Origin of the sequence: Pseudoclavibacter sp. Z016 (assembly GCF_002931215.1) — a bacterium.
GTDB lineage: Bacteria > Actinomycetota > Actinomycetes > Actinomycetales > Microbacteriaceae > Pseudoclavibacter.
Genome location: NZ_PSTU01000008.1, coordinates 203,965 through 229,165 on the forward strand (window position 1 = coordinate 203,965; position 25,201 = coordinate 229,165).

The following is a 25,201-nucleotide window of genomic DNA, read 5'->3' on the forward strand; positions in this document are numbered from 1 at the left end:
GTCGTTGTCATGGGCTACTCGCTGAACTTCATGCGCATCGAGGGTGGCGAGCACGTCGATGCGGACCGGCACGAACTCGCGGCGTTGCTCGCCGCCCGGGGGCTGCACGTCGTCCCCGACGAGAGCACGGGGGCACTCTTCGATGCCGGAGGGCAGCCGCTCGCCTTCGACGGGAACTGGTCCGATCTCTACCTCGACCCGCCCGAGCAGGAGGCACCGCTCGCCGGCGGCATCTTCCACGCCACGCTCTCAGAGGCTGAGCTTGGCTTCATCTTCGAGCTCTGCGTCGCGGCAGGCTTCCTCATCGTCAACCCGCAGGGAAGTCCGACGTACATCGTCCCCGCGGAGAACCACCCGCCACAGGCGCTCGATGACCCCGAGGACACGGCCTGGGTCGGCGACGCCGCCGAGCTCAGGCAGGCCCTCTCCGGCAGCTTCTCCGACTTCGTCCGGTTCCGCGACCTCGTCCTGTCGCGCCCGGTGTCGGAGACGCTCGCCGCGCGGGAGCGCAGCCGGCAGCGTGCCGAGCAGCCCAGCCCGCGGGAGCTCGCAACCCTGTCGCTGCTCGCGCAGCAGTACCGCGAGCATCCGGCGGACTCCGCGGCCTTCCACGGCTACTGGGCACGAGCCATGGTGCGCGGCACCTGGGTGGTGGCGCTCGACCCCAGCACGTCCCGGCTCGCGATCTCCGAGGACGACGGAGTGTCGACCGTGTTCGCGTTCACGACGTCCAGGCGAGCCTCGCTCGGCACGCCCGGACCGGCGCCGCGCTTCGTCACGGCGACGCTCCAGCAGGTAGCCGACGAGATCGATCACGGGGGAGTGCGTCGGGTGGTGCTCGACCGTGGGCTCGACGACGCGAGTCTCGACGCCGCCTGGCTGCGAGGCCTGGTCGAGACCTACGCCGAGCAGCCTCACCTCTCGACGAGACCGGTGGTGCTGCCGCGCGCCGCAGAGGGAACGGTCGCCGACAAGCTCAGGACCACGCAGCAGGAGATACTGCAGCTGGTCGCGGCGGGCCTCGACCTCGAGGAGACCGAGACGGCCAGCCGCTTCACGGTGCTCGGCAACCACGCCCGCGTCGGTCACCCGATCGCCGTCATCCTGGGCCTCGGCGCCGACCCCGAGCGCACCGACAGCAAGGGCTACCGGCCGCTCCACCACGCGGCAAACGGCCTCCACGTCGAGAACGTCCGCCTCCTCCTGCGGTCCGGCGCGGAGGTGAGCGCGCAGCGTGTGCTGCCCGGTGCCCGCACCGGTTCGGCGGGCACCGGCACGAGCCAGGCGCCGACGCCGCTGCTGGCGCTCGAGCTGGCCGCAAGCCGAGGCGTCGTCGGCGACGGCCTCGACGATCTCCTCACCCTCACGCAGCTCGTCGAGCTCCTCGTCGCGGCAGGCTCTCCCGTCACCGATGCGGTGCGCGCCGACATCACGCTCGCGGCGCGTTCGAGCGAGGCGAGGCGCATCCTGCTCTCGGAGGAAGACGCCGCGACTCAGGACGCCGCGCTTGCACGCCTCTCCGAGCTCACGGGCGCGCAGCCAGCCGAGCGGATCACCGCGCCGAGCGCCTCCCTGGCCCGCGCGATCGGGGACACGGACGCGGAGCGCTTCGCGAACCTGCGTGGCCAGCTGGTTCCCGAGGTCGGCCGAGCAGCGACCGTGCAGGGTGAGGTCGTCCGCATCGTCGACGTCATCCTCGCCGAGATCCGCGGCAACGACGGCCTGGACTTCACCGAGGCGCACGTCGATCTCGCACGCGCCTGGCACGGCTACCTCGAGACCGGACTCGACAACGGCATCAGCGGCCCTGGGTGGGACTGCGTCCTCGAGATCCAGGAGCATCTCGCCACGCGTCGCGGATTCGAGGACGCCTCCTGGGATGAGCTGATGCGGTCAGTGGCGGTCACGTGGGTGGCGCAGAACCCGCAGCTCATCCCGCTCGGCGACGTCGCCTATCGCCTCTGACCGAGCGACGCTCGCTGTACTGCTAGCCGCGACCCAGCGCCTGGTCGACGCCCTTGTTCGCGAGCATGTCGGCGCGCTCGTTGCCGACATCACCCGAGTGGCCCTTCACCCACCGCCACTCGATGGTGTGTCCGCTGTCCTCGACGAGCGCGTCGAGCTCCTTCCAGAGCTCCGCGTTCTTGACGGGCTGCTTCGAGGCGGTCTTCCACCCCTTCGCCTTCCACCCCGTGATCCACTCCGTGATGCCCTTGCGAACGTACTGGCTGTCCAGGTAGAGGGCGACGCTGCAGGGCTTCTTGAGCGCGCTGAGCCCCTCGATGACGGCCTTGAGCTCCATGCGGTTGTTGGTGGTGTTCAGCTCGCCGCCGAACAGCTCCCGCTCGTGGTCGCCCGACCGCAGCCAGACTCCCCAGCCGCCGGGGCCGGGGTTGCCCTTGCAGGCGCCATCCGTGTACATCACAACATCATTCACGTGCGTCCCTCATCTCCGTCGCCGACCACGCAAGAGTAGTCGGGTGCCGAGGCTCAGCCCATTCGGCGCAGGAGCACCACGCTGTCCTCGAGCGTGCCGGGAGCGCCTTCTGGGGAGGCGACGTCGCGGGTCCGCGACTCGGCGATGACCGTCTCCCACTCTTCGGCGGGCAGCGCCAGCTCGGCGATCTCCCGGTCCGGCTGCACGAAGAGGTGCGCGGGATGCTCCGAGTCCTGCACCCACGACGGCGCTCCGGCGTGCGCGACGGTCAGGAGGTGTCCGCCGGGTGCGAGCATGAGGGCGGCCCTGCGCAGGATCTCCGCCCGAGACAGGTGGACGGGCGACTGGAAGAAGCTCGCCGTGATGAGGTCGAGCCCATCGTCCGGGGACCAGGTCTCGAGGTCGCCCGTCGCAAAGTCGAGCAGCGCGGCGTCGACGCCAGCGTCGATGGCTGCGGCGCGTGCGCGCTCGATGGCGACGGTCGAGATGTCGATGCCGGTGACCCGCCAGCCCTGCTGGGCGAGCCAGATCGCGTCGCCACCCTCGCCACATCCGAGGTCGAGCGCACGGCCTGGTGTGAGCGTGCCGGCGACACTTGCGAGGTTCGCGTTCACGCGACCGGACCAGACGGCGGGCTTCGCCTTGTAGAGCTCGTCCCAGAACTCGAGGGGCGGCTGGGCGGTCGCTCCGGCGCCAGGCTCGTCGGGGCTCGAGCCTGTGGCGGCGTGGTGGTTGTGCGAGGTCATGCGCTCAGCATGCGCACCAGATCGAACATCTGCAACCTGGTTTGCGAGAACCGCAAGCGCCGGGTGTTCGGCTCCTGGGGTTTCGTCTCTCACGCAGCCATGCAGCCACGCAGCCTCACAGCCGCTTCTGCCAGCCGCCTTCCGGCGCGAGGGGAACGAAGCCGAGCGCCTCGTTGACCCGCAGCATGTGGGCGTTCTCTTCAGCGTTCCACGTGAACACTCCGGTGCACTCCGGGTAGCGCTCGGCGAGCTGCACGAGGTTCGCGGCCTTCACGAGCATCCCGAGTCGCCTGCCGCGGTGCGTCGACGTGACCAGCGTGTTGTCCTGCTGCGCCGGCCGCGTCGTGTCGTCGAGGTCGAGCTGCAGCATGGACTGGGCCACGAGGGTGCCGCTCGGGATATGCAGCACGGCGGCGTTGAGGAACGTGGAGCCGGCGGCGAGCACTCGACGCTCCATCTGCGAGACGCGCTCGGCGTCCCAGTGCTCCTCATCGGCCTCGAGGTCGCCAGCCGGTGCGTCGATCGACATGTCGCCGTTGAGCCGCGCCAGGTCGTCGAGGTACTCGGGGTCGCTCTCGCCCTCCCAGGTCAGCAGGCGGTAGGCCGCACCAGCCCGGGCCACCGCGGCTTCGACGTGCGCACGCAGACGTCCCGCCGGCACGGGCAGGCGCAGCTCGCTGATGCGCTCGACCTGCCCCAGCTCCCACCCGTGCGTCCAGAGGAAGCGCGCCGCCGGGTCCGCCGCCGAGACGCTGCCATGTCCCGTTGGCGCGAGCACCCGCTCCCCGCCGGCCGCTGGATGCTCCACCCAGGCCTGCAGGGAGGTGCGCCCGTCGGCCCGAGCGAGGTCCTCGAGGTGGGCCGCGACGAAGGTGCCGATGCCGCGTCGCCGGTGGGGCGCATCCACAACGAGGTGAGGATAGGCCAGCGAGGGGGAGTCGCGGGGCGAGACCATGAGCTTCGCAGCGGCGACGGGACGCTCGGCCTCGAGGTCGCTCGCGCCGCGCTGGAACGCGAGGAAGAGGCGCGTGGTGACCGGTCCTGGCATGGTCCAGTCGGCGAGGACCCGCTGGCTCGTCTCGAGCAACCGCCCCTCACCGTAGGTGCCCGCAGAGCCGCGGTTGACGATGTCGGCGAAGCGCTCGAGCAGGCCCCAGGCCTCAGCGTCTCGGTCCGACGCTGGATCTGGAGGCGTGAGCTCCCGAATGAAGTAGTCCACTCCGGTACCGTAGCTGTCAGGTCAAGGCGTCGACAGCCCCGCCAGCGCGACGATCCAAGGCGCACTCGCGCCGGAGTGAGCGACCAGTCCATCCCGCCCGACCAGCCCATCCCGACCGACCCAGTCAACCCCGACCACCAACTCAGCCCGACCGACCCACGAGCGATGTCCGACCACCAGCGAGAGGCCAGCGAGCGCGCATGCATCTGAAGAGCCTCACGATGAAGGGCTTCAAGTCGTTCGCGCAGCCGACGACGCTCGCGCTCGAGCCCGGGGTCACGTGCGTCGTCGGGCCGAACGGCTCAGGCAAGTCGAACGTCGTGGATGCGCTCGCCTGGGTGATGGGCGAGCAGGGCGCGAAGAGCCTCCGCGGCGGCAAGATGGAGGACGTCATCTTCGCCGGAACCGCGACCCGCGGGCCGCTGGGCCGCGCCGAGGTGACGCTCACGATCGACAACGCCGACGGGATGCTCCCCATCGAGTACAGCGAGGTGACGATCCGTCGCACCCTGTTCCGCAACGGCGGTTCCGAGTACGCCATCAACGGCGACGGCGTTCGGCTGCTCGACGTGCAGGAGCTGCTGAGCGACACCGGTCTCGGCAAGGAGATGCACGTCATCGTCGGGCAGGGACGCCTCGACGCCGTGCTCCGCGCGACGCCGGAGGAGCGCCGAGGCTTCATCGAGGAGGCAGCCGGGATCCTCAAGCACCGCCGCCGCAAGGAGAAGACGGTGCGCAAGCTCGAGGCCATGGAGGCCAACCTCACGCGCCTGCGTGACCTCACGAACGAGGTGCGCCGGCAGCTGAAACCCCTCTCCCGGCAGGCCGACATCGCGAGGCGAGCGCAGGGCATCCAGGCCATCGCCCGCGACGCGAAGGCTCGCCTGCTCGCCGACGACATCGTGCAGCTGCGCGCGGCCCTCCGGCTCGCGACCGGCATCGAGCAGGAGCGCTCCGAGGAGCGGGTCGTGCTGCAGGAGAAGCTCACGGCCGCCCTCAACCGGGCCGAGCTGCTCGCCGCCGAGAACCGCGGAGACGCTGCCGACGGTGCGCGCCGCGTCGTGTTCGACCTCGAGAGCGTGCGCGAACGCATCCAGAACCTCAACGCGCTCGCCTCGCAGCGCAAGGGGCTCCTCGTCTCGCGCCTCGAGTCGCCGGCGTTCGTGCCGACCGTGACCCTCGAGGCGGTGGACGCAGCGCGCCGGGAGACGGAGGCGCTCGCGGGGCGTGCCGCCGAGGCCGAGGCGCTCTGGGAGGCGACGAAGCTCGCCACGCAGGATGCGCGTGCCGCCCTCGACCGCATCGACGTCGAGATCCAGGCCCAGGCGACCCGGATCTCCGCCTACGACCTCAGCCGCAGCGAGCTGCGCGGCGCCGCCGACACTGCCGCCTCGAAGCTGGCGTCCGTGCGGGGCGAGGTGCTCAGGCAGCGCAACGCGCGCGACGCTGCAAGCGACCGCCTCGCGCAGGCGACGAAAGCGAAGGAGGAGCTCGACGCGACCGCAGTCCAGAGCGCCTCCGACTCGAGCGAGCTCGACGCCGCCTACAAGCGAGCCGAGGCGGCACAGCGTGAAGCAGAGCAGGCTCTCGACGCCGGACGCACCCGCGCCCACGAGCTCGAGCGAGAGCGCGACGCCCTCCAGGCGCGCGTGCAGGCGCTCACCCTCGCGACAGCCGCGAAAGACGGCACCGCCGCGCTCCTCGCCGCACGCCTCGAGGGGGTCGAAGGCCCCGTCGCCGAGCACCTCCGCATCGACGAGGGCTACGAGGCCGCCATCGCCGCCGCCCTCGGATCGACGGCCGATGCGGTCCTCGCGAGCAACGCGGATGCCGCGTTCCGAGTGCTCGCCCACGCCACGGGGGAGAAGCTCGGGCTCGTCGAGATCGTCGCCGAACTCGGCGAGGGCGGGCCCATCCAGGCGGGTTCCACGAACCCGACGCTGCCGGAGGGCCTCCGCCCCGCGGCAGCTCTGGTGCAGGGGCCACCCGCCATCACCGCCCTGCTCGCCCACGTGCACGTCAGCGAGACGCTCGACGAGGCACGCGCGGCGATGGCCGCGCTGGTGTCCTCGGATGCCGCGGCCCCCGCAGGCGCGGGGCTCACCGTCGTCACCAGAGCAGGCGAGGTCGTCACGAGCACCTCGCTCCGCGGCGGGTTCGCGGAGGAGGGCACCAGCCGCCTCGAGCTGCTTGCCGCCCGCGACCGAGCATCCGCGCGCCTCACCGTGGTCACGGACGAACTCGACCAGGCGGCGCTCGCGCTCGCCGAGCACCGGGCCGCGTCGCAGGCGGCGAAGGCCGAGGCGAAGCGCACGCTCGACGCCCTCCGCGCCTTCGACGGCGCCCTCGCCGCCGAGCGAGAGCAGCTCAACCGGGCCAGCGCGCGAGTGGATGCGGGCAGCGCCGAGCTCGCGCGCGCCGCGAAGGCCTTCGACCTCGCCTCGAGCGGCGTCGAAGCCGCAGAGCAGGCGGCGCTCGCCGCGAAGGCGGCGCTCGCCGAGCACGAAGCCCTCCCGCGCCCCGAGCTCGACTCCTCGGCGCGCGTCGACGCCAACGCCGCCGTCGAACGTGCGCGTGAAGCCGAGGTCGAGGCCCGGCTGCAGCTCGAGACCCTGCGCGAGCGGTCCCGAAGCGAGCGGCTTCGCGCCGAATCCCTCGTCCGTCAGCTCGACGCCGACCGCCAGGCTGCCGACAAGGCCGCCAGGGAGACGGTCGTGCGCCGCGCCGAACTCGCCCAGACCGAGCGCGTGCTCGCCGCCATCCCGAGCCTCACCGCAGCCGTCCAGGCGTCGCTCGCCGAAGCCCAGCAGCAGCTCGCCGAAGCCGAGCGCGAGCGCGCCGCCCAGCACGAGGAGCTCGGCCAGCTCCGCCAGACGGAGCAGCAGCTGCGAGCGCGCCTCAGCGAGATCACCGAGGACGTGCACTCGATCGAGCTGCAGATCTACGAGAAGAAGAGCTCCCTGCGCTCCACCCTCGAGCGGGCAGCGAGCGAGCTGCGCCTCGCCGAGGCGGTCCTCGTCGCCGAGTACGGTCCCGACCAGCTCGTGCCGGCGGACGACGACGCGCTCCGCGCCAAGGCCGAGCGCATCGCCTCCGCGCTCGCCGAGCAGCGAGCCAGGCACGAGGTTGCGGGCGAGGGCGAGGCGGCCGCAGAAGCCGAGGACTCGGCGGCGGCGAGCGGCGTAGTCGAGGCCGTGGGGGCTGTGAGGGAGGGCGAGGCCGCTGACACAGCCGGCCAGCCGAGTGCGTCCAGCGCCGCCAGCGCCACAGACACCGACAGCGCCGAGCACTCCGACGCCACCACCGAGCAGGTCGAGAGCAGCACCGCCGCCCAGGCCGCGGCAGCGATCTCGGCCGGGGCCGTCCCCGCGCTCGCCGAGCAGCTCGACGACGACCTCGCCGCGACTCTCGAGGGGGACGCCGAGGAGGAGTTCGTGGGCGTGCCGTTCGTTCGCGCGGAGCAGCAGGCGCGTCTCGCCGCGGCAGAGCGCAAGATGTCCACACTCGGCCGCATCAACCCGCTGGCGCTCGAGGAGTTCGCGGCGCTCGAGCAGCGGCACGCGTTCCTCGCCGACCAGCTCGACGACCTCGCGGCGACGAAGGCCGACCTGCTGCGCATCGTGGGCGACATCGACGAGCGCATGCGCACCGTCTTCGAGGCCGCCTTCGAAGACACCCGAGCCGCGTTCCACACGGTCTTCCCGATCCTCTTCCCCGGCGGCTCCGGCGACATCACGCTCACCGCCCCCGACGACATGCTCACGACGGGCATCGAGGTCTCGGTGCGGCCGGCCGGCAAGAAGATCGAGCGCCTCTCGCTTCTCTCCGGCGGCGAGCGCTCGCTCGCGGCGGTCGCGATCCTCGTGTCCATCTTCAAGGCCAGGCCCAGCCCGTTCTACATCATGGATGAGGTCGAGGCCGCCCTCGACGACGCCAACCTCGGTCGACTCCTCGCGGTCTTCGAGGAGCTCCGCGCGTCCAGCCAGCTCATCGTCATCACCCACCAGAAGCGCACGATGGAGATCGCCGACGCCCTCTACGGCGTCTCGATGCGGCAGGACGGCGTGTCTGCCGTCGTGGGCCAGCGCATCCACCGCAGCGAGGACCAGCCCGCCGCCTGAGCGCCGCCCCGCGGCCGCTGCCTGCCTGCCTGCCTGCCTCTTGCCGCCCGCGCCCGCGCCCCCGCAGCCCGCGGCGCGCCCGGCGTGGGACGATGGAGGCAATGACTTCCGTCGACGGCACCTCCGCCCCAGCCCCCGCCATCCCCGAGCCCAAGCTGGGCCTCGTGACGCTCCTGCCCGACCCGTACGACGCGGACTCCATGTTCGAGGCGTTCGAGCTGTGGACGACGAGCCGCGGCATCACGATGTACCCGGCGCAGGAGGAAGCCGTCATGGAGCTGGTCTCCGAGGCGCACGTGATCCTCTCGACGCCGACGGGCACGGGCAAGTCGCTGGTCGCGATCGCGGCCCATGCCGCCTGCCTCGCGCAGGGCGGCCGCAGCTACTACACGGCGCCGATCAAGGCGCTCGTGAGCGAGAAGTTCTTCGCCCTCGTCGAGATCTTCGGCGCCGCGAACGTGGGCATGGTCACGGGCGACAGCTCCGTGAACCCGGACGCGCCCATCATCTGCTGCACCGCCGAGATCCTCGCGAACCTCGCCCTGCGCCAAGGCTCCGACGCCGACGTCGACCAGGTCGTCATGGACGAGTTCCACTACTACGGCGACCCCGACCGTGGGTGGGCGTGGCAGCTGCCGCTGCTCATGCTGCCCGACGTGCAGTTCCTGCTCATGTCGGCGACCCTCGGCGATGTCACCGAGATCGTCGAGGACCTCGAGCGGCGCACGCAGCGCGACGTGTCCCTCGTGACGGGCGTCGAGCGCCCCGTGCCGCTCGACTTCTCGTACGTGGTCGCGCCGACGCACGAGACCGTCGAGAAGCTCGTGGAGGAGCGCAAGACGCCCATCTACATCGTGCACTTCTCGCAGGCGGCTGCCATCGAGCGCGCGCAGGCGCTGTCGAGCCTGAAGGTCGTCGACCGGGCCGGACGCGATGCCATCGCCGATGCGATCGGCGGCTTCCGCTTCACGACCGCGTTCGGCAAGGTGCTGTCCCGGTACGTGCGCGCCGGCATCGGCGTGCATCACGCCGGCATGCTGCCCCGCTACCGACGCCTCGTCGAGACGCTCGCGCAGAAGGGCCTCCTGCGGGTCATCTGCGGAACCGACACCCTCGGTGTCGGCATCAACGTGCCCATCCGCACGGTGCTCATCACGGCGCTCGCGAAGTTCGACGGGCAGCGGATGCGGCACCTCTCGGCGCGCGAGTTCCACCAGATCGCGGGGCGTGCCGGACGCGCGGGTTACGACACGGCAGGCACGGTCGTCGTCGAGGCGCCCGAGCACGAGATCGAGAATGCCGCAGCCGTGCGCAAGGCCGGAGACGACGAGAAGAAGCGCAAGCGCATCGTCAAGAAGAAGGCGCCCCAGGGCTTCGTCTCGTGGGGTGAGAAGTCGTTCGAGAAGCTCGTGTCTGCCGAGCCTGAGCCGCTCACCTCGCACATGCACATCACGGCGTCGATGATCATCAACGTCATCGCTCGTGGGGGAGACGTCTTCGGCAACGCCAAGAGACTCGTCTACGACAACCACGAGAAGCCTGCCCGTCAGCGGGAGCTGGCGTTGCGCGCGATCGGCATCTTCCGCACGCTCGTGACCGCCGGCATCGTCGAGATCGGCCGGCAGGGTCGCATCACGCTGACCGTCGACCTGCAGGCGAACTTCGCCCTCAACCAGCCCCTGTCGCCGTTTGCGCTCGCCGCCATCGAGCTGCTCGACCCGGAGGCGGAGGCTGCCCCCGGCGACCGCGGCTCCGAGGAGAACACGAGCGGCGAGGGCGCCGTCGGATCCGGCCACTACGCGCTCGACGTGGTCAGCATCATCGAGGCCACCCTCGACGACCCGCGCCCCGTGCTCTCGCAGCAGCAGTTCAAGGCGCGAGGCGAGGCAGTCGCACAGATGAAGGCCGACGGCATCGAGTACGACGAGCGCATGGAGCGACTCGAGGAGATCACGCACCCGAAGCCGCTCGAGGGCCTGCTCGCCCAGTCGTTCGAGCTGTTCGCGCAGCACGAGCCGTGGGTGCGCGACTTCGAGCTCTCGCCGAAGTCCGTGGTGCGCGACATGTTCGAGCGGGCCATGAGCTTCGCGGAGTACGTGAACTTCTACCAGCTCATGCGCAGCGAGGGGCTCGTGCTCCGCTACCTGAGCGACGCGTACAAGGCGATCCGCCAGACGGTGCCGGACGAGGCGAAGACAGAGGAGCTGCTCGACATCATCGAGTGGCTCGGCGAGCTCGTCCGCCAGGTCGACTCGAGCCTCATCGACGAGTGGGCCTCCCTCGTCGACCCGGAGCAGCAGGCCGCGAGCGACGAACCGGTCGTGCCTCCCGCGCCCCCCAGTGTCGTCGGCAACCGCCGCGCCTTCACGGTGCTCGTGCGCAACGAGATGTTCCGCCGCGTGCAGCTCGCGGCCCTCGAGCGAGACGAGGCGCTCAGCGAGCTCGACCCCGACGTCGACTGGTCGAAGGCCCTCGACGACTACTTCGCCGACCACGACACGATGGGGGTGGATGCGGCCGCCAGGTCGCCGAAGCTCCTCACGATCGACGACTCCGAGGGGCGCCAGTCCGGCGGACTCTGGAGCGGCGTGTGGCGTGTGGAACAAATCATCGACGACCCGGCGGGCGACCACGACTGGCGCATCCGCGCCGAGGTGGACCTCGCCGAGTCGCACGAGGCGGGCGAGGCCATCGTGCGTGTCACCGAGGTCGCGCGGCTCTAAGCCGCGCGCCGGGCGCTGCCTGCCGGGCGCTGCCTGCTGGGCGCTGCCCACCAAGCGCGGCCTGCTGGGCGCCGCCTGCCGGGCGCTGCCTACTGCGCGCCGCGTGCCAAGCGCGGCGGCACTCCGGCCACGCGCCAGGGGTGTCCTCCGGGACGTTCCGCAGACCTGGGGCTTGTGCACCCGCTTGACCGAGTTCCGGTGCGTGCTCCACAGGTCTGTGCTGCAGCCTTCTGCAGACCTGGGGCTTGTGCAGGCGGCTGGCCGAGTCCAGGTGCTTGTGACATAGGTCTGTGCCGGTGCGTCCGCAGACCAGGGGGTTGCGCACCCGCTTGACCGAGCTCCGGTGCGTGTGCCACAGGTCTGTGCTGCAGCCTTCTGCAGACCTGGGGCTTGTGCAGGCGGCTGGCCGAGTCCAGGTGCCTGTGCCACAGGTCTGTGCCGGCGCGTCTGCAGACCCGGGGCTTGCGCACGCGCCTGGCTGAGCTCGGGTGCTTGTGCCACAGGTCTGTGCTCGCGCGTCTGCAGGCCTGGGGCTTGTGCAGGCGGCTGGCTGAGCTCAGGTGCGTGTGCCACAGGTTTGTGCCAGTGCGTCTGCAGGCCTGGGGCTTGCGCAGGCTTCCGGTCTGCGTCAGGTGCCTGTGCCACAGGTCTGTGCCAGTGCGTCCGCAGACCTGGGGGTTGCGCAGGCGCCTGGCCGAGTCCAGGTGCTTGTGCCACAGGTTTGTGCCAGTGCGTCCGCAGGCCTAGGGGTTGCGCACGTGCCTGACCGGGGCCAGGTGCTTGTGCCACAGGTCTGTGCCAGTGCATCCGCAGACCTGGGGGTCACGCACCCACAGCGAGGCACGCGGATGCGCGGACCCCAGGTCTGCAGCGGGGCACCGGAGGGCGCACAGGTCCCCGCTCTCGCGGCTCCCTCGCTCCCATCAGCACAGACCGCTCCCATCAGCACAGACGTTCCCCTCAGCACAGACGACGAAACCGGATGCTCGCGACTGGCGCGTGCATCCGGTTTCGGCGTTGCTGGTGTCTGTCGGGCCCCGACTAGCGGCGGTCGGGCTCGCTGCTCGCGACGGGGGCCGCGTCCGTGGCCTCCGCAGCGTCCGGCGTGGTGCCCTCGACGCCTGCAGCAGCGGCCTCCGGGCCGCCAGCCGCCGAGCCGACGGTGCTCGGTGCGTCGTCACCCTTGGCGCGGGTGTAGATGATGCTCGCGATCGTGGCGACGATGAGCACGCCGAAGATGAACGTGAGCGACAGCCAGATCGGAATCTCGGGGATCCAGAGGAGCGGCTCTCCGCCGTTGATGAACGGCAGCTCGTTCTCGTGGAGGGCGTGGAACATGAGCTTCACGCCGATGAAGCCGAGGATGAACGCGAGGCCGAGGTCAAGGAAGACCAGACGCTCGAGGAGTCCGCCGATGAGGAAGTACAGCTGGCGAAGGCCCATGAGCGCGAACGCGTTCGCCATGAAGACGAGGTAGGGCTCCTGCGTGATGCCGAAGATGGCGGGGATGGAGTCGAGCGCGAAGAGTAGGTCGGTGAAGCCGAGGGCCACGATGACCAGGATGAGCGGCGTCCAGACCTTCTTGCCGTTCTCGAGGATCTTCCACTTGTCGCCGTCGTAGTGCTCGCTGGCGGGGATGATCTTGCGCACGAGGCCGACCCACTTGGGCATCTCGGGCTCTTCGTCCTTGAAGGAGTCGATGGCCTGCTTGACGGCCATGTAGAGCAGCCAGGCGGCGAAGATGTAGAAGACGGAGACCCAGGCTTCGAGGATCGCGGCGCCCGCGATGATGAAGGCGAAGCGCATGACGAGCGCGATGGCGATGCCGATGAGCAGCGCCTTCTGCTGCGCGATCTTCGGCACCTTGAAGCTCGTCATGATGATGAGGAAGATGAAGAGGTTGTCGACGGACAGCGCCTTCTCAGTGGTGTAGCCGGCGATGAACTCGCCCGCGTGCTGCCAGTCCCACACGAAGCCGAGCGCGACCATGAAGACGACGGCGAGCGCGATGTAGAAGATCGACCACCAGCCGGCTTCCTTGAGGCTCGGTTCGTGCGGCGTCTTCACGTGCGTGAAGAAGTCGAATACGAAGAAGCCGATGACCACGGCAATGGTCACCGCCCAGATCCAAATGGGAACGTCCACGGGTCCTCCGGAGGGGTGAGTTCGGCGAATCGGCCGAAGGTCTCTTCCGTCGGCAGAAACCGACCGACGCGCCCGGGTGACTGATGACAGTCGCCGTGATGACGAGCGCGCCGCAGGAGGAATACTCCCCTTCAACGAAGCTCATAGTACACCGCGAGAGGGGCGGCACCAGGGGCGGGATCGAAGCTGTGAGCGAAGGCGAGGGGCGGCTACGGGGTCGGGACGAGTGGGTAGCCGTTCAGGAGGGTCACGACGAGGGCCCCATCGGCGCCTGGGCGCAGGATGCTGAGGGCGAGGTTTCCGATGTGGGGAGCCTGGGCGCCGAGGATCGAGGTGAGCACGAGGCGGATGACGCTGCCGTGGCAGACGATGAGCGAGTCCTCGTCGGGGTGCGCTGCGGCGACTTGCGCGATGGCGGCCAGCGACCGCTCGACGACGACGCCGGTCGGCTCGATGCTCGGGTGATCGAGCGGACGACGCGTGCCGTCCGGCATCCAGTACTTCTGCCCCTCGAGCTCCCCGAAGCTGCGCTCGATGATGCCGGGCAGCAGCGTGGGGGCTCCGAGGCCAGTGCCCTGGCCGATGATCTCGGCCGTGGTTCGCGCACGCGACAGCGGGGAGCTGTAGAGGTGGCTCCAGCCCTGGCCGACGAGCAGCCCAGCCGCGTCGTTCGCCTGGTCGAGGCCCCGGGAGTTCAGCGGGATGTCGGTGGCTCCCTGCAGGAGTCCGGTCGCGTTCCAGTCGGTTTCGCCGTGGCGGATGAGGCCGATGCGCATAGTGCTCCGTTCGAGGATTCCGCCCGCTGCCTGATCAGGATTCTGCCGTTGGCTGAGGGGCGAACTCCCATGGTGTCAGAGCGCTGACTACGCTTGGCACATGGCTGAACGCACTCCCTGGTCACTGTCCGGCGCTCTGCGCGGCATGTTCGGCAGGCAGAAGATCGATGAGACGACGTGGGACGACCTCGAGGAGGCGCTGATCACGGCCGATTTCGGGCCCGACATCACCGACGAGATCGTCGAGCAGCTGCGCGACCAGGTCGATCGGTTCCACACGGAGGACCCCAAGGACCTGAAGCGGATGCTCCGCGAGCTCATCGAGGAGCGTCTGTCGAAGTTCGACACGACGCTGAACCTCCGGGAGCGTCCCGCGGTGACGCTCGTGGTCGGGGTGAACGGCGTCGGCAAGACGACGACGATCGGCAAGTTCGCGAACTTCCTGCGCATCAACGGCCGCACGGTGGTCGTCGCGGCGGCCGACACGTTCCGCGCGGCCGCCGTGGACCAGCTCGCGACGTGGGCGCAGCGCGCCGGCGCGGGCATCGTGCGCCCGCAGCAGCACGGCCAGGATCCGGCCTCCGTCGCCTATCAGGCGGTGGAGATCGCCATGCGCGAGGGGCTCGAGATGGTGGTCATCGATACGGCTGGCCGCCTGCAGACGAAGAGCGGCCTCATGGACGAGCTGTCGAAGATCCGCCGCGTGGTCGAGAAGCTCGCCCCCATCTCGGAGGTCCTGCTCGTCCTGGACGCGACGACGGGGCAGAACGGTGTCGCGCAGGCCGAGGCGTTCATCCAGCATGCCGGCGTGACGGGCCTCGTCGTGACGAAGCTCGACGGATCCGCCAAGGGCGGCTTCGTGCTGGCCGTGCAGGAGCGCACGGGCCTGCCCATCAAGCTCATCGGCCAGGGTGAGGGCATCAACGACCTCGCCGGCTTCACACCTCACGTGTTCGCGGAGAAGCTCGTCGGCTGACCGTCGCTGATCGATGAGGGGAGGGAGTCTGGTGGACTCCCTCCGCGGAGGAGAAGGAGGAGCCTGCTGTGGAACCCGACGGAATGATCGCTGTCCTCTCGTCCGCGCTCGCGGTGGCCCTCGCGGGAGCCGGCGGGGTCCTGCTCGGAGTCGGCGGGGTGCCGGTCCGGTCGTGGCTGGTGACGGTGATCGCGATGGCGAGCCTGCTCGGCGGGGTGCTGCTGATCTTGTCCGACCTGGGTTCGCCGCCGTGGATCGGCGTGGTCTTCGCGCTGGTCGTCGTCGGCGCGAACGCGGTGACAAGCGCGCTCCGGTGGCGGAGGCTCCCGCAGCTCAGCGGGGCCCGGCTGCCTGAGCTGTTCCGGCTTGTCCTGCTGCGCCCGGACATCCTGCGGCGGATGGCCGCGGATGCGGTGCAGCTGGAGGACGACCGGCGCCGCAGGCAGGGCGGGCGCGGCGCCGCCCCCGGCGCCAGGCGACAGCGGGGTCCGAGGCGCTAGCGCAGGTCCGCGTCCGCGCCGTGCCTCACCCCGAGCTGCCCGTCGGAGACGCTCACCGGCTTGTCGGCGTCCCGGAGTACGCTTCAGGCCACGTGCCGAGGAGGTCGCTCATGATGACGGATGGGCTGTTCGTGTTCCTTGCCTACGCGCTCGCGGTGGTGCTCGCGGGCGGCGGCGGTGTGTTCCTCGCGCTCGGGAGGGTGCCCGTGACCTCGTGGCCGGTGACCGCGTTCGCCATGGCGAGTCTCATCGGTGCTGGGCTCCTGGTGTGCTTCGCCTTCCCGTCGTTCACGTGGATTGGCGCCATCTACGTCGTCGTCGCGGTCGCGGCCAACGCCGTCGCCAGCGCACTGCGGTGGAAGAGCCTCCCGGTGTTCCGCGACGAGCCCTTGCCGGAGCTGCTGCGCTTCGAGCTGCTGCGGCCGTCGATCCTGCGCCGTATGGCAGCGGATGCACAGCGGGGCTCAGACGGTGCGGGGCATCCCGAAGACGCCCGAAGCGTGTAGCGCGCTCGGTTTTCCCATGCCGCGAGACAAATCCTCGAATTCGCGGGATCGCGGAAGGAATGGCGGCCGCGACGGGTTGCCTGCCTCGTGACCCGCCAGCAGCGCCAGATCCTCGTCATCGCGATCCTCTCGTCCTTCGTCGCCTTCCTCGACGGGTCGGTGACGAACGTCGCACTGCCCGCGATGGTCTCGGAGCTCGGCGGCGGCCTCGGCACGCAGCAGTGGATCGTGGACGCGTACCTCATCACCCTCGGCTCGCTCATCCTCCTCGCGGGCTCGCTGTCCGACGTGTTCGGGCGCATCTCGGTCCTGCGGTTCGGGCTCATCGGCTTCGGGGTGACGAGCGTCGCCATCGCGCTGTCGCCGACTCCCGAGTTCGTCATCGTCGCGCGGGCGCTGCAGGGGGTCGCGGGTGCGCTGCTCGTTCCGAGCTCGCTGGCGCTCATCATCTCGGCATTCCGGGACGCGGCCCAGGCGAAGGCGATCGGCACCTGGACGGCGTGGACGGGCGCGGCCTTCCTCGCCGGCCCGTTCCTGGGTGGCCTCGCCGCCGACTACCTGACGTGGCGGCTCGTGTTCGGCATCAACGTCATCCCGATCCTCGTGACGCTGTGGATGCTCACCCGCCTCGGCGCCGGCTTCGATGCGCCTTCGGGTGGCCGCATCGACGTGCTCGGCGCGGTCCTCGGGTTCCTGGGCCTCGGCGGGCCGGTGTTCGCGCTCATCGAGCAGGGCAACTACGGGTGGGGGAGTCCCGTGGTGCTCCTGCCGCTGGTCCTCGGCGTGCTGAGCTTCACCGCGTTCCTCGTCTGGCAGGCCCGCGCGCCCCATCCGATGCTGCCGCTCGGGCTGTTCCGCATCCGCAACTTCTGGGCCGGCAACATCGCCACGGTCTTCGTCTACGCGGCGCTGTCGCTCGGCGGGTTCGTGCTCGCCATCTTCCTGCAGCAGGTCGCCGGGTTCAGCGCGACCTTCGCGGCGCTGGCGACGCTGCCGACCTCGATCGCGAACGTCGCCCTTTCGTCGTGGTTCGGCTCGCTGAGCGGGCGCTTCGGGCCGCGCCTCTTCATGACGCTCGGGCCGATCCTGGCGGGTGTCGGCACCCTCCTGTACTCGGGGCTCGGCGCCGAGGTGAACTACTGGACTCAGGTGCTGCCCGGCGTGCTCGTCTTCTCCCTCGGCCTCTCGATGACGGTTGCGCCGCTCACGTCCGCCATCCTCGGCTCCGTGCCGACGGCGCAGTCGGGCATCGGCTCGGCGACGAACAACGCCATCTCCCGCGTGGCCGGGCTCGTCGCGATCGCCATGATCGGCGTCATCGCCGGGGGCACGATCGACGTGGACAGCTTCCAGCCGCTCATGTTCGTCACGGCGGGTCTGCTGTTCGCCGGCGCGCTCAGCTCGTGGCTCGGCGTGCGCAACCCGAAGGCGGAGCCAGCGCCCGCGGCGAGCTGAGCGTATCCCCGGCGCGGAGCGGGTCAGGATGCTTCGAGCGTGAACTCCAGGAGCGTGTCGTCACCGTCGCGCGGTGACCCGCGCCCGTCGGTGTTGTTCGTGAGCACGAGCAGGCTCCCGGAGGAGGTCACGACCGCGTCGCGGAGCCGGCCGAACTCGTCGACGTAGAGCGCTTCGTCGCTCGCCTCCGACGCCTCCGGGATGGCGATCTTCCAGAGCCGCTCGCCGCCCAGCCCCGCCATGAAGAGGGTGTCGCGCGAGTAGGCGAGGCCGCTCGGGCTTGCCTCGTTCGTCGACCACTGCAGCACGGGGTTCACGAACGTGGCGTCGTCGCCCTGCCCCTCGACGACGGGCCAGCCGTAGTTGCCGCCCGCCGTGATCCTGTTCAGCTCGTCCCAGGTGTTCTGCCCGAACTCGCTCGCCCACAGCGCCCCGGAGCCATCGAACGCGAGGCCCTGCGGGTTGCGGTGGCCCATCGAGTAGACGCGGTTGCCGAAGGGGTTGTCGGCGACGGGGGAGCCGTCGAGCTCCATGCGCAGGATCTTGCCGTTGAGCGAGTTCTGGTCCTGCGCCAGTTCGGTCTGGGATGCGTCGCCGGTCGCCGCGTACAGGTAGCCGTCCGGCCCGATGGCCAGCCTGCCCCCGTTGTGGTTGCCAGCCTTAGCGATGCCGTCCACGACGACCTCCGGGCTGCCGACGCCGACGCCGCCTTCCCAGGTGATGGGGAAGCGCATGATGCGGTTGTCCGAGGCCGCCGTGTAGAACGCGTAGAGCCACTGCGCCTCGTCGTCGCTCGTGCCGGCGATGGCGAGGCCGAGCAGGCCGCCCTCGCCGCCGGGCTCGACGTCGGCGATGGTCGTGACGACGCGGTTGGGGTTCGAGCCGTCGGCGGACACCTCGACGATCTGCCCCGTGTCGCGTTCGCTCACGAGGAAGTCGCCCGTCTCGAGCTCGACGACCGACCAGGGCGCCTGGAGCCCGGTCGTGACCACCCGTGGGTCGCCGACGGGGGCGACGGGGCCGGCTTCTTCGCCGGACGCCTCGGGTGTCGTGGGCGCCTGGGTCGTGGATGCTGGCGGCGGGCTCGCCGACGCGGAGGCGCTCGGCTCGGCTTGCTCCGGCGTCGGCGCGCATCCGGCGAGCGTCAGCGCTGCGACGGCGGCGAGGGCGAGCAGGGGAGCGGTGCGCTTGGTCATGACGGTGGCCAATCGGTCGACGAGGGATGCCACCAGTCAAGCCGAGCAGCCTGTGCTGGCGCTCCGTGCCCGTCGGGCCCCGGTCCGCGAGCGGCGACGCGGGTCAGCGGTGTCCGGTCTCCGCTCGCCTCGTCAGTTCGTCAGTTCGTCAGCAGGAGGATGCCGAGCAGTGCCTGGGCGATGCCGATGACAAGAGCCGCGAGCACCAGGACGGCGTGGACCGTGAGGAACCGCGTCGGGCGTCCGTTCTCGTCGCGTGCCCGCGGGTCGTTCGAGACTCGCCGGTAGAACGAGGGCCAGACGACGACGTTGAAGACGGCGCCGACGAGCAGCGCGATGCTTGCGAGGAAGACCATGCCCCCAGCCTATTGGCGCGTCGACGTCTCCTCGCCGCCACGCGCCTCGCCGAGCGTCACGGCCGCGCTCGCGGGACTCTGGCGCTTCGCGAGGGCGACGTAGCCGGCGGCGTGCGGGATGAACGCCTGGCTCTCCTCCGGTGTGAGCTCGCGTCGCACCTTCGCGGGCACGCCGGCGGCGAGCACGCGGTCGGGGATGCTCGCACCCTCGAGGACGACGGCGCCGGCAGCCACGAGCGCCCCGGTGCCGATCACCGAGCGGGACAGGCACGCCGCCTTCATGCCGATGAGGGATCCGTTCGCGATCGTCGTGCCGTGGAGGAGCGCCTGGTGGCCCGCCGTCACGTCGTCCCCGATGATCGTGTCGACGTCGTGTTCGACGTGCACCACCGTGCCGTCCTGCAGGTTCGAGCGTGCGCCGATGACGATGCGGCCGCCCACATCCGCTCGCAGGACGCAGCCGTACCAGACCGAGGAATCGGGGCCGATCTCGACGTCGCCGATGATGACGGCGCCAGGCGCGATCCAGGCGGTCTCGTGGATGCGGGGGGTCTTGCCCTCGAAGGGGAGGATCAGGGGAGCAGCGCTGGTCATGCTCCGATGATCCCAGTTGTGCTTCTCTCAGGCCACCCCGCACACCAGACTCCCCGGCCTCAGCTAAAATGGGCGGACTATGGCCATTTTCGGGAACCTCTCTGACCGGCTGACGCAGACGCTCGCCGGCCTCCGCTCCAAGGGCAAGCTCACGCCCGCCGACGTCGACGGCACCGTGCGCGAGATCCGTCGCGCCCTGCTCGAAGCCGACGTCGCGCTTCCCGTGGTCAAGGACTTCGCCGCGCACGTGCGCGAGCGCGCCCTCGGCGACGAGGTCAATCGCGCCCTCAACCCCGCGCAGCAGGTCGTGCAGATCGTCAACGAGGAGCTCGTGCGCATCCTCGGCGGCGACACCCGCCAGATCGAGTACGCGAAGCAGCCGCCGACGGTCATCATGCTCGCCGGTCTGCAGGGTGCGGGCAAGACGACGCTCGCGGGCAAGCTCGCGAAGCGACTCGCGGGCGAGAAGCACACGCCGCTGCTCGTCGCCGCCGACCTGCAGCGCCCGAACGCCGTCACGCAGCTGCAGGTCGTCGGCCAGCAGGCCGGCGTGCAGGTCTACGCACCCGAGCCGGGCAACGGCGTCGGCGACCCGGTTCGCGTCGCGACGGATGCCGTCCGCTTCGCGAAGGACAAGCTGCACGACGTCGTCATCATCGACACGGCCGGACGCCTCGGCGTCGACCAGGAGCTCATGAAGCAGGCGGCCGACATCCGCCGCGCCACGAGCCCCGACGAAGTGCTCTTCGTCATCGACGCCATGATCGGCCAGGACGCCGTCGCCACGGCCAAGGCCTTCCAGGAGGGCGTCGACTTCACGGGTGTCGTGCTCTCGAAGCTCGACGGCGACGCCCGCGGTGGTGCCGCCCTTTCGGTTGCGCAGCTCACCGGGCGCCCCATCATGTACGCGTCGACCGGTGAGGGGCTCGACGACTTCGAGGTCTTCCACCCCGACCGCATGGCCAAGCGCATCCTCGACATGGGTGACATCCTCAGCCTCATCGAGCAGGCTCAGAAGGCCTTCGACGAGGACGAGGCGATGGAGATCGCCGGGAAGCTCGCGACCGAGAACTTCACGCTCGACGACTTCCTGAAGCAGATGCAGCAGCTGCGCAAGGCCGGCAACTTCAAGAAGATGATGGGCATGCTCCCGGGCATGGGCCAGATGAAGGAGGCGCTCGAGAACTTCGACGAGCGCGAGCTGGTCCGCACCGAGGCGATCATCCAGTCGATGACCAAGGCCGAGCGCCAGACCCCGAAGCTGCTGAACGGCTCGCGCCGCGCTCGCATCGCCCGCGGTTCCGGCCGCACGGTCACCGACGTCAACGAACTCGTCAAGCGCTTCGAGCAGGCGGCGAAGATGATGAAGACCGTCGCCCGCGGCGGCACCCCGCAGATCCCGGGCATGGGTCCCATTCCGGGCCAGCACGGCGGACGCAAGGCTCCCGCGAAGGGCGGGAAGAAGAAGCAGCAGGGCAAGCGCAGCGGCAACCCGGCAAAGCGCGCCCAGCAGGCCATCGAGGAGGCGTCGGCTCCGAAGCGTCCAGGCGGCGCGTTCGGTGGCGCGGGCTTCGGGCGCCAGGCGGCCGGTGATGGTCAGCCGAACGAGGCCGAGCTCGAGCAGCTCCAGAAGTACCTGGGGCGCGGCTAGCGACAAGCTCTCGGGGCGGCGTGTCCGCCTCGCCGCGGGCGACGGAGAGAACTCTCCGTCGCCCGAGTAGCATTGTCACGTCATCAAGTCGTCCGAGGAGTGCGCCATTGAGCAATGAAGCTGCAGCAACAGGCGAGGCCCGACTCCCACTCGGGCTGTTCGTCGGCATCGACCGTTCGAGCCCTGTGCCCCTGTACCACCAGGTGTCGGAGCGCATCGAGAAGGCCATCAGGGACGACACGCTTCCGGCCGGATCCAAGCTCGAGAACGAGATCTCGCTCGGGCATCGCCTCGGTCTCTCCCGCCCGACCGTCCGGCGCGCCATCCAGGAACTCGTCGACAAGGGCCTGCTCGTCCGCCGCCGGGGCGTCGGCACGCAGGTCGTGCACGGCCCCGTGACCCGCAACGTCGAGCTGACGAGCCTCTTCGAGGACCTCGAGCGCTCGGCGCAGAAGCCCACCACGACGCTCCTCTCGCGGCGGGTGGAGGACGCGACCCCAGAGCTCGCCGAGACCCTCGGCATCGAGGTGGGGAGCCCGACGCTGCACATCTCGCGCCTTCGGAGTGCGGATGGGGTCCCGCTGGCGATCCTCGACAACGTGCTGCCGGAGCCGTTCGTCGAGCTGACGGAGGACGAGCTCGTCCAGCATGGGCTCTACCAGCTCCTCCGGGCCCGCGGCGTGACGATGCGCATCGCCAAGCAGCGCATCGGTGCGCGCACGGCTTCGCGTGAAGAGGAGCGCCTGCTGGACCTCTCCGGCGGTGCCGCGGTGCTCACGATGTCGCGCGTCGCCTTCGACGCGACGGGCCGCGCGGTCGAGTACGGCCGCCACTGCTATCGTCCAGACCTCTACACGTTCGAGATCACGCTCGTCGAGCGCTGACCCGACTCTGCTGCACGAGGAACGCCCACGGCTGAGCCGTGGGCGTTCTGCGATGGAGCGCTAGCCGCGGAGCGCTAGGCGCGGTTCGGCACCGCGAGCTCGCCTGTGAGGTACTGGGCGCGGCCGAAGCCGAAGGTCCAGTCCTCCGGCCCGTTCTCGACGTAGCCGATGAAGACGTCGTTGCCTTCGACGCCGCGCTCGCCGAGCGCCTCGGCGATGCGGGCGTAGAGCGACTGCTTCGCCTCGGGCGTGCGCCCGCGCTGCGTGAAGATCTGGATCATGACGACACCTGATGAGCGCTCGAAGCCGAGGCCGGCATCCTGGGCGATGATCTGCCCGCTCTGGTGCTCGGTGATGATCTGGAACCGGTCGCGAGCGGGAATCCCGTACTCGGCGACGATGGCGTCGTGGATGGCGTCGGCGATGGACGAGATCTGCTCGGGGCTGCGGCCGGCGTTGACGTCGATGCGTACGAGAGGCATGGTGCGGTGTCCTTGAGGTCGAGGGGGAGGTGACGTGTGTTGTCTGCGCTCCGATTCTAGTGGTAAAAGTCCTAATGTCCTAACAAATAGGGAACGCACCGAGACCACGAAGGGCCACATCCATGCGGATGCGGCCCTTGTGGTCAGGCGCGGGGCTCTCGCAGAAGAGTCGCACCCGAGTCTGAGGTGAGAGCGGGGTCAGAGTGGGGTCAGAGCGAGGCCTCGAGGGCTGCATCCGCGTCGGTGAGCACCTTCGCGGCGACCTCGAGGCCCTCGATACGGCCGAGCGAGGTGTCCTCGTGCTCGATGTTGACCCACATCTCCGGGTCGACCTCGTGCAGCGCGCGAAGGAACTCCGTCCAGAACGCCGTGTCGTGGCCGCGCCCGAGCGCGACGAAGTCCCACGCGGAGTTCTTCGGCCACTCGTTCGCCCACTCGTCGCCGCCCAGATTGGTGCGCGGCTCGTCCGCCGAGAGCTTGCGGAACTGGTTGTCGAGTACGCCGTAGATCGCAGCCGCCGGGTTGACGCGCACGTCCTTCGCTGCCGCATGGAAGACCCACTCTCCGAGGTCGCGGACGACTGCCACCGGGTCCATCTGCTGCCAGAAGAGGTGCGAGGCGTCGAGCTCGACGCCGATGTTCGTCGTGCCAGCGCGCTTGATCAGCTCGCGGAAGTTCGCGGGGTTGAACACCACGTTCTGCGGGTGCAGCTCGAGGGCGACCTTCACGCCGTGCTCGCGAGCGAGCTCGTCGATCTCAGTCCAGAACTCCGCCGCCACGTCCAGCTGGTAGTCGATGACGTCGAGCGCAGCCGAGTTCCAGGCATTGACGACCCAGTTCACGGTGGTCGCGCTGGGCTCGCCGCCGGGCAGTCCCGACATCGTGACGACCCGGTCCTGTCCGAGGCGAGCCGCGAGGCGGATCGAGCGACGGATGTCCTCGGCGTGCTGCTCGCCGATCGCACGGTCAGGGTGCAGTGGGTTGCCGTTGCAGTTGAGGCCGGCGATCGAGACGCCGGTGCCCTCGAACTGCGCGAGGAACGCGTCCCTGGCCTCGTCGCTCTCGAGGATCTCGTCGAAGTTCGGGATGTGCGTGGCGGGAAGGAACCCGCCGGAGTTGAGCTCGATGCCGGTGAGGCCCAGCTCGGAGACGACCTGGATCGCCTCGGGGAGCGAGCGGTCGTGGAGGATCGCGTTGTAGACGCCGAGACGCATGTCAGGCTCCGTTCTTCTGTGCGCTGGTGGGGGAGATGCGGACGGCTGCGCCGTCCGCCGCGGCCGACTCGGCGACGGCGTGGAGGAGCTCCATGTTGTGGATTCCCTCTTCGAAGCTCGCGCAGCGGGGGAGCGAGTCCTCTTCCGAGATCCCCGCCACCTCCTCGAGGAAGGAGCGGGCCTGGTAGGAGAAGGCCTCGTTCTGGCCGAAGCCGACGCTGGGGGCATCCATCGCGAGACCGCCGGCGATGTAGGGGTGCTCCGGGCCGAGGATGATCTGGCGGTACCCGTTCTGGGCGGATGGGGCGTCGTTGAGGAAAAGTTCGATCTCGGAGGGGCGGCGCTGGTCGTAGCGGGCGGCGCCGTTTTCGCAGAACACCTCGAAGATGAGGCTGTTCGCGTGGCCTCTGGCGACTCGGGAGACCTCGATGGCTCCTGCGCCCTGGGCGAACTTGAGCGAGAACGCCGCGTAGTCGTCGTTCTCGACGGGTTCGAACGTGTCGCTGACCGCTGCGTGGTCGTGCCCGAGCACCGCGCCGAGCGGGAGTGGCCGCTCGTGGATGACCGTGCTGAGGGTGCCTCCGCTGACTTCCTGGATCTCGCCACCGAGGAACTCCGCGATGTAGGTCATGTGGCTTCCGACGTCGGCGAGGGCGCCGCTGCCGGGGCCGCCCTTGAAGCGCCAGCTCATGGGGGCCGTCGGGCTGCACGCGTAGTCGGTCCAGTAGCGACCGCTGAAGTGCAGGAGCTTGCCGAGTGTTCCGTCCTGGATGAGCTGGCGGATGTACGCGATGCCGGGGGAGCGGCGGTAGGTGAAGCCGACGCGGGCGATGGAGTCCGCGCGCTCGGCGGCTGCCGCCATGGCGTGGGCGTCCTCGATCGAGTCGCTGAGCGGCTTCTCGCAGAGCACGTGCTTGCCGGCGGCGAGGAGGCCCTCGACGACCTCGCGGTGCAGCGAGTTCGCGATGACGACGCTGACGACGTCGATGTCGTCGGCCGCCGCGATGGCCTGCCAGGAGGAGTCGGTGCGCTCATAGCCGAAGCGCTTGGCGGCGAGTGCGCCGAACTCCGGGTTGACGTCTCCGATCGAGACGAGGCGGATCTCCGGCAGCGTGGGGCTGTAGAGGGTGGATGCGACGCGGTAGGCGGCGGCGTGTGCGCGGCCGGCCATGCCTGCGCCGATGACGGCGACGCCCAGTGGCTTTGTCATTGGTTCTCCT

20 protein-coding genes are annotated in these 25,201 nt (G+C 70.0%); 9 read left to right on the forward strand and 11 right to left on the reverse strand.

Features of this window, described 5'->3' with window-relative positions; all coding sequences use genetic code 11:
• The first annotated feature begins 9 nt into the window (after window positions 1-9).
• Window positions 10-1,965, forward strand: a complete 1,956-nt coding sequence (locus tag C5B99_RS19455; protein ID WP_219819614.1) for a hypothetical protein — start codon at window positions 10-12, stop codon at window positions 1,963-1,965.
• 22 nt (window positions 1,966-1,987) lie between these two features.
• On the opposite strand, the gene rnhA is transcribed toward C5B99_RS19455, so the two are convergent.
• The 3 genes from rnhA to C5B99_RS04690 all read right to left on the reverse strand — a co-directional run bounded on the left by rnhA (window position 1,988) and on the right by C5B99_RS04690 (window position 4,402).
• Window positions 1,988-2,422 (reverse strand): ribonuclease HI, encoded by a 435-nt coding sequence (gene rnhA / locus C5B99_RS04680; protein WP_201297737.1) that lies wholly within the window; start codon window positions 2,420-2,422, stop codon window positions 1,988-1,990.
• A 68-nt stretch (window positions 2,423-2,490) separates the two neighbouring features.
• Window positions 2,491-3,183: a bifunctional 2-polyprenyl-6-hydroxyphenol methylase/3-demethylubiquinol 3-O-methyltransferase UbiG gene (locus tag C5B99_RS04685; protein ID WP_104240626.1), complete on the reverse strand. Its 693-nt coding sequence runs from the start codon at window positions 3,181-3,183 to the stop codon at window positions 2,491-2,493.
• 115 nt (window positions 3,184-3,298) lie between these two features.
• Window positions 3,299-4,402: a GNAT family N-acetyltransferase gene (locus C5B99_RS04690; protein ID WP_104240627.1), complete on the reverse strand. Its 1,104-nt coding sequence runs from the start codon at window positions 4,400-4,402 to the stop codon at window positions 3,299-3,301.
• 200 nt (window positions 4,403-4,602) lie between these two features.
• Between C5B99_RS04690 and C5B99_RS04695 the strand changes: the two genes are divergently transcribed.
• On the forward strand, window positions 4,603-8,523 hold the full coding sequence (locus C5B99_RS04695) for an AAA family ATPase (protein WP_104240628.1): 3,921 nt from the start codon (window positions 4,603-4,605) through the stop codon (window positions 8,521-8,523).
• A gap of 101 nt (window positions 8,524-8,624) precedes the next feature.
• Entirely contained in the window at window positions 8,625-11,246 is a 2,622-nt protein-coding gene (locus C5B99_RS04700) for an RNA helicase (RefSeq protein ID WP_104240629.1), read from the forward strand.
• Window positions 11,247-12,287: 1,041 nt separating this feature from the next.
• On the opposite strand, the gene C5B99_RS04705 is transcribed toward C5B99_RS04700, so the two are convergent.
• The gene (locus tag C5B99_RS04705; RefSeq protein WP_104240630.1) at window positions 12,288-13,391 is read right to left on the reverse strand and encodes a TerC/Alx family metal homeostasis membrane protein; all 1,104 of its coding nucleotides are present in this window, start codon (window positions 13,389-13,391) and stop codon (window positions 12,288-12,290) included.
• A gap of 209 nt (window positions 13,392-13,600) precedes the next feature.
• Window positions 13,601-14,167: a histidine phosphatase family protein gene (locus C5B99_RS04710; RefSeq protein ID WP_104240631.1), complete on the reverse strand. Its 567-nt coding sequence runs from the start codon at window positions 14,165-14,167 to the stop codon at window positions 13,601-13,603.
• A gap of 100 nt (window positions 14,168-14,267) precedes the next feature.
• Between C5B99_RS04710 and ftsY the strand changes: the two genes are divergently transcribed.
• The 4 genes from ftsY to C5B99_RS04730 all read left to right on the forward strand — a co-directional run bounded on the left by ftsY (window position 14,268) and on the right by C5B99_RS04730 (window position 17,604).
• Entirely contained in the window at window positions 14,268-15,143 is an 876-nt protein-coding gene (gene ftsY, locus C5B99_RS04715) for a signal recognition particle-docking protein FtsY (protein WP_104240632.1), read from the forward strand.
• 68 nt (window positions 15,144-15,211) lie between these two features.
• Window positions 15,212-15,643, forward strand: coding sequence for a hypothetical protein (locus C5B99_RS04720; protein ID WP_146081064.1), 432 nt, complete (start codon window positions 15,212-15,214; stop codon window positions 15,641-15,643).
• A 110-nt stretch (window positions 15,644-15,753) separates the two neighbouring features.
• Window positions 15,754-16,149: a hypothetical protein gene (locus C5B99_RS04725; protein ID WP_104240634.1), complete on the forward strand. Its 396-nt coding sequence runs from the start codon at window positions 15,754-15,756 to the stop codon at window positions 16,147-16,149.
• Window positions 16,150-16,236: 87 nt separating this feature from the next.
• Window positions 16,237-17,604 carry an MFS transporter gene (locus C5B99_RS04730; RefSeq protein ID WP_104240635.1) on the forward strand — a complete coding sequence of 456 codons (1,368 nt, stop codon included), beginning with the start codon at window positions 16,237-16,239 and terminating at the stop codon, window positions 17,602-17,604.
• Window positions 17,605-17,627: 23 nt separating this feature from the next.
• Here C5B99_RS04730 and C5B99_RS04735 read toward each other — a convergent pair whose 3' ends face one another.
• From C5B99_RS04735 to C5B99_RS04745, 3 genes are all read right to left on the reverse strand, one after another.
• Window positions 17,628-18,833 carry a sorbosone dehydrogenase family protein gene (locus C5B99_RS04735; protein WP_258063065.1) on the reverse strand — a complete coding sequence of 402 codons (1,206 nt, stop codon included), beginning with the start codon at window positions 18,831-18,833 and terminating at the stop codon, window positions 17,628-17,630.
• Window positions 18,834-18,940: 107 nt separating this feature from the next.
• A complete protein-coding gene (locus tag C5B99_RS04740) occupies window positions 18,941-19,156 on the reverse strand; it encodes an SCO4848 family membrane protein (protein WP_104240636.1) in 216 nt (71 codons plus the stop codon).
• 9 nt (window positions 19,157-19,165) lie between these two features.
• On the reverse strand, window positions 19,166-19,750 hold the full coding sequence (locus tag C5B99_RS04745; RefSeq protein ID WP_104240637.1) for a gamma carbonic anhydrase family protein: 585 nt from the start codon (window positions 19,748-19,750) through the stop codon (window positions 19,166-19,168).
• A gap of 79 nt (window positions 19,751-19,829) precedes the next feature.
• Between C5B99_RS04745 and ffh the strand changes: the two genes are divergently transcribed.
• Window positions 19,830-21,401, forward strand: coding sequence for a signal recognition particle protein (gene ffh / locus C5B99_RS04750; protein ID WP_104240638.1), 1,572 nt, complete (start codon window positions 19,830-19,832; stop codon window positions 21,399-21,401).
• A 107-nt stretch (window positions 21,402-21,508) separates the two neighbouring features.
• Window positions 21,509-22,285 (forward strand): GntR family transcriptional regulator, encoded by a 777-nt coding sequence (locus tag C5B99_RS04755; protein WP_104240639.1) that lies wholly within the window; start codon window positions 21,509-21,511, stop codon window positions 22,283-22,285.
• Window positions 22,286-22,359: 74 nt separating this feature from the next.
• Here C5B99_RS04755 and C5B99_RS04760 read toward each other — a convergent pair whose 3' ends face one another.
• From C5B99_RS04760 to C5B99_RS04770, 3 genes are all read right to left on the reverse strand, one after another.
• A complete protein-coding gene (locus C5B99_RS04760) occupies window positions 22,360-22,767 on the reverse strand; it encodes a tautomerase family protein (protein WP_104240640.1) in 408 nt (135 codons plus the stop codon).
• 209 nt (window positions 22,768-22,976) lie between these two features.
• Window positions 22,977-23,981, reverse strand: coding sequence for a sugar phosphate isomerase/epimerase (locus C5B99_RS04765; protein ID WP_104240641.1), 1,005 nt, complete (start codon window positions 23,979-23,981; stop codon window positions 22,977-22,979).
• A gap of 1 nt (window position 23,982) precedes the next feature.
• Window positions 23,983-25,191, reverse strand: a complete 1,209-nt coding sequence (locus tag C5B99_RS04770; protein ID WP_104240642.1) for a Gfo/Idh/MocA family protein — start codon at window positions 25,189-25,191, stop codon at window positions 23,983-23,985.
• Between the last annotated feature and the right edge of the window lie 10 nt (window positions 25,192-25,201).

Coding starts and splice junctions, on each gene's coding strand:
- C5B99_RS19455 (WP_219819614.1), top strand. CDS start 10: ATGGGCTACTCGCTGAACTTCATGCGCATCGAGGGTGGCGAGCACGTC.
- rnhA (WP_201297737.1), bottom strand. CDS start 2,422: ATGTACACGGATGGCGCCTGCAAGGGCAACCCCGGCCCCGGCGGCTGG.
- C5B99_RS04685 (WP_104240626.1), bottom strand. CDS start 3,183: ATGACCTCGCACAACCACCACGCCGCCACAGGCTCGAGCCCCGACGAG.
- C5B99_RS04695 (WP_104240628.1), top strand. CDS start 4,603: ATGCATCTGAAGAGCCTCACGATGAAGGGCTTCAAGTCGTTCGCGCAG.
- C5B99_RS04700 (WP_104240629.1), top strand. CDS start 8,625: ATGACTTCCGTCGACGGCACCTCCGCCCCAGCCCCCGCCATCCCCGAG.
- C5B99_RS04710 (WP_104240631.1), bottom strand. CDS start 14,167: ATGCGCATCGGCCTCATCCGCCACGGCGAAACCGACTGGAACGCGACC.
- ftsY (WP_104240632.1), top strand. CDS start 14,268: ATGGCTGAACGCACTCCCTGGTCACTGTCCGGCGCTCTGCGCGGCATG.
- C5B99_RS04725 (WP_104240634.1), top strand. CDS start 15,754: ATGATGACGGATGGGCTGTTCGTGTTCCTTGCCTACGCGCTCGCGGTG.
- C5B99_RS04740 (WP_104240636.1), bottom strand. CDS start 19,156: ATGGTCTTCCTCGCAAGCATCGCGCTGCTCGTCGGCGCCGTCTTCAAC.
- C5B99_RS04745 (WP_104240637.1), bottom strand. CDS start 19,750: ATGACCAGCGCTGCTCCCCTGATCCTCCCCTTCGAGGGCAAGACCCCC.
- ffh (WP_104240638.1), top strand. CDS start 19,830: ATGGCCATTTTCGGGAACCTCTCTGACCGGCTGACGCAGACGCTCGCC.
- C5B99_RS04760 (WP_104240640.1), bottom strand. CDS start 22,767: ATGCCTCTCGTACGCATCGACGTCAACGCCGGCCGCAGCCCCGAGCAG.
- C5B99_RS04765 (WP_104240641.1), bottom strand. CDS start 23,981: ATGCGTCTCGGCGTCTACAACGCGATCCTCCACGACCGCTCGCTCCCC.
- C5B99_RS04770 (WP_104240642.1), bottom strand. CDS start 25,191: ATGACAAAGCCACTGGGCGTCGCCGTCATCGGCGCAGGCATGGCCGGC.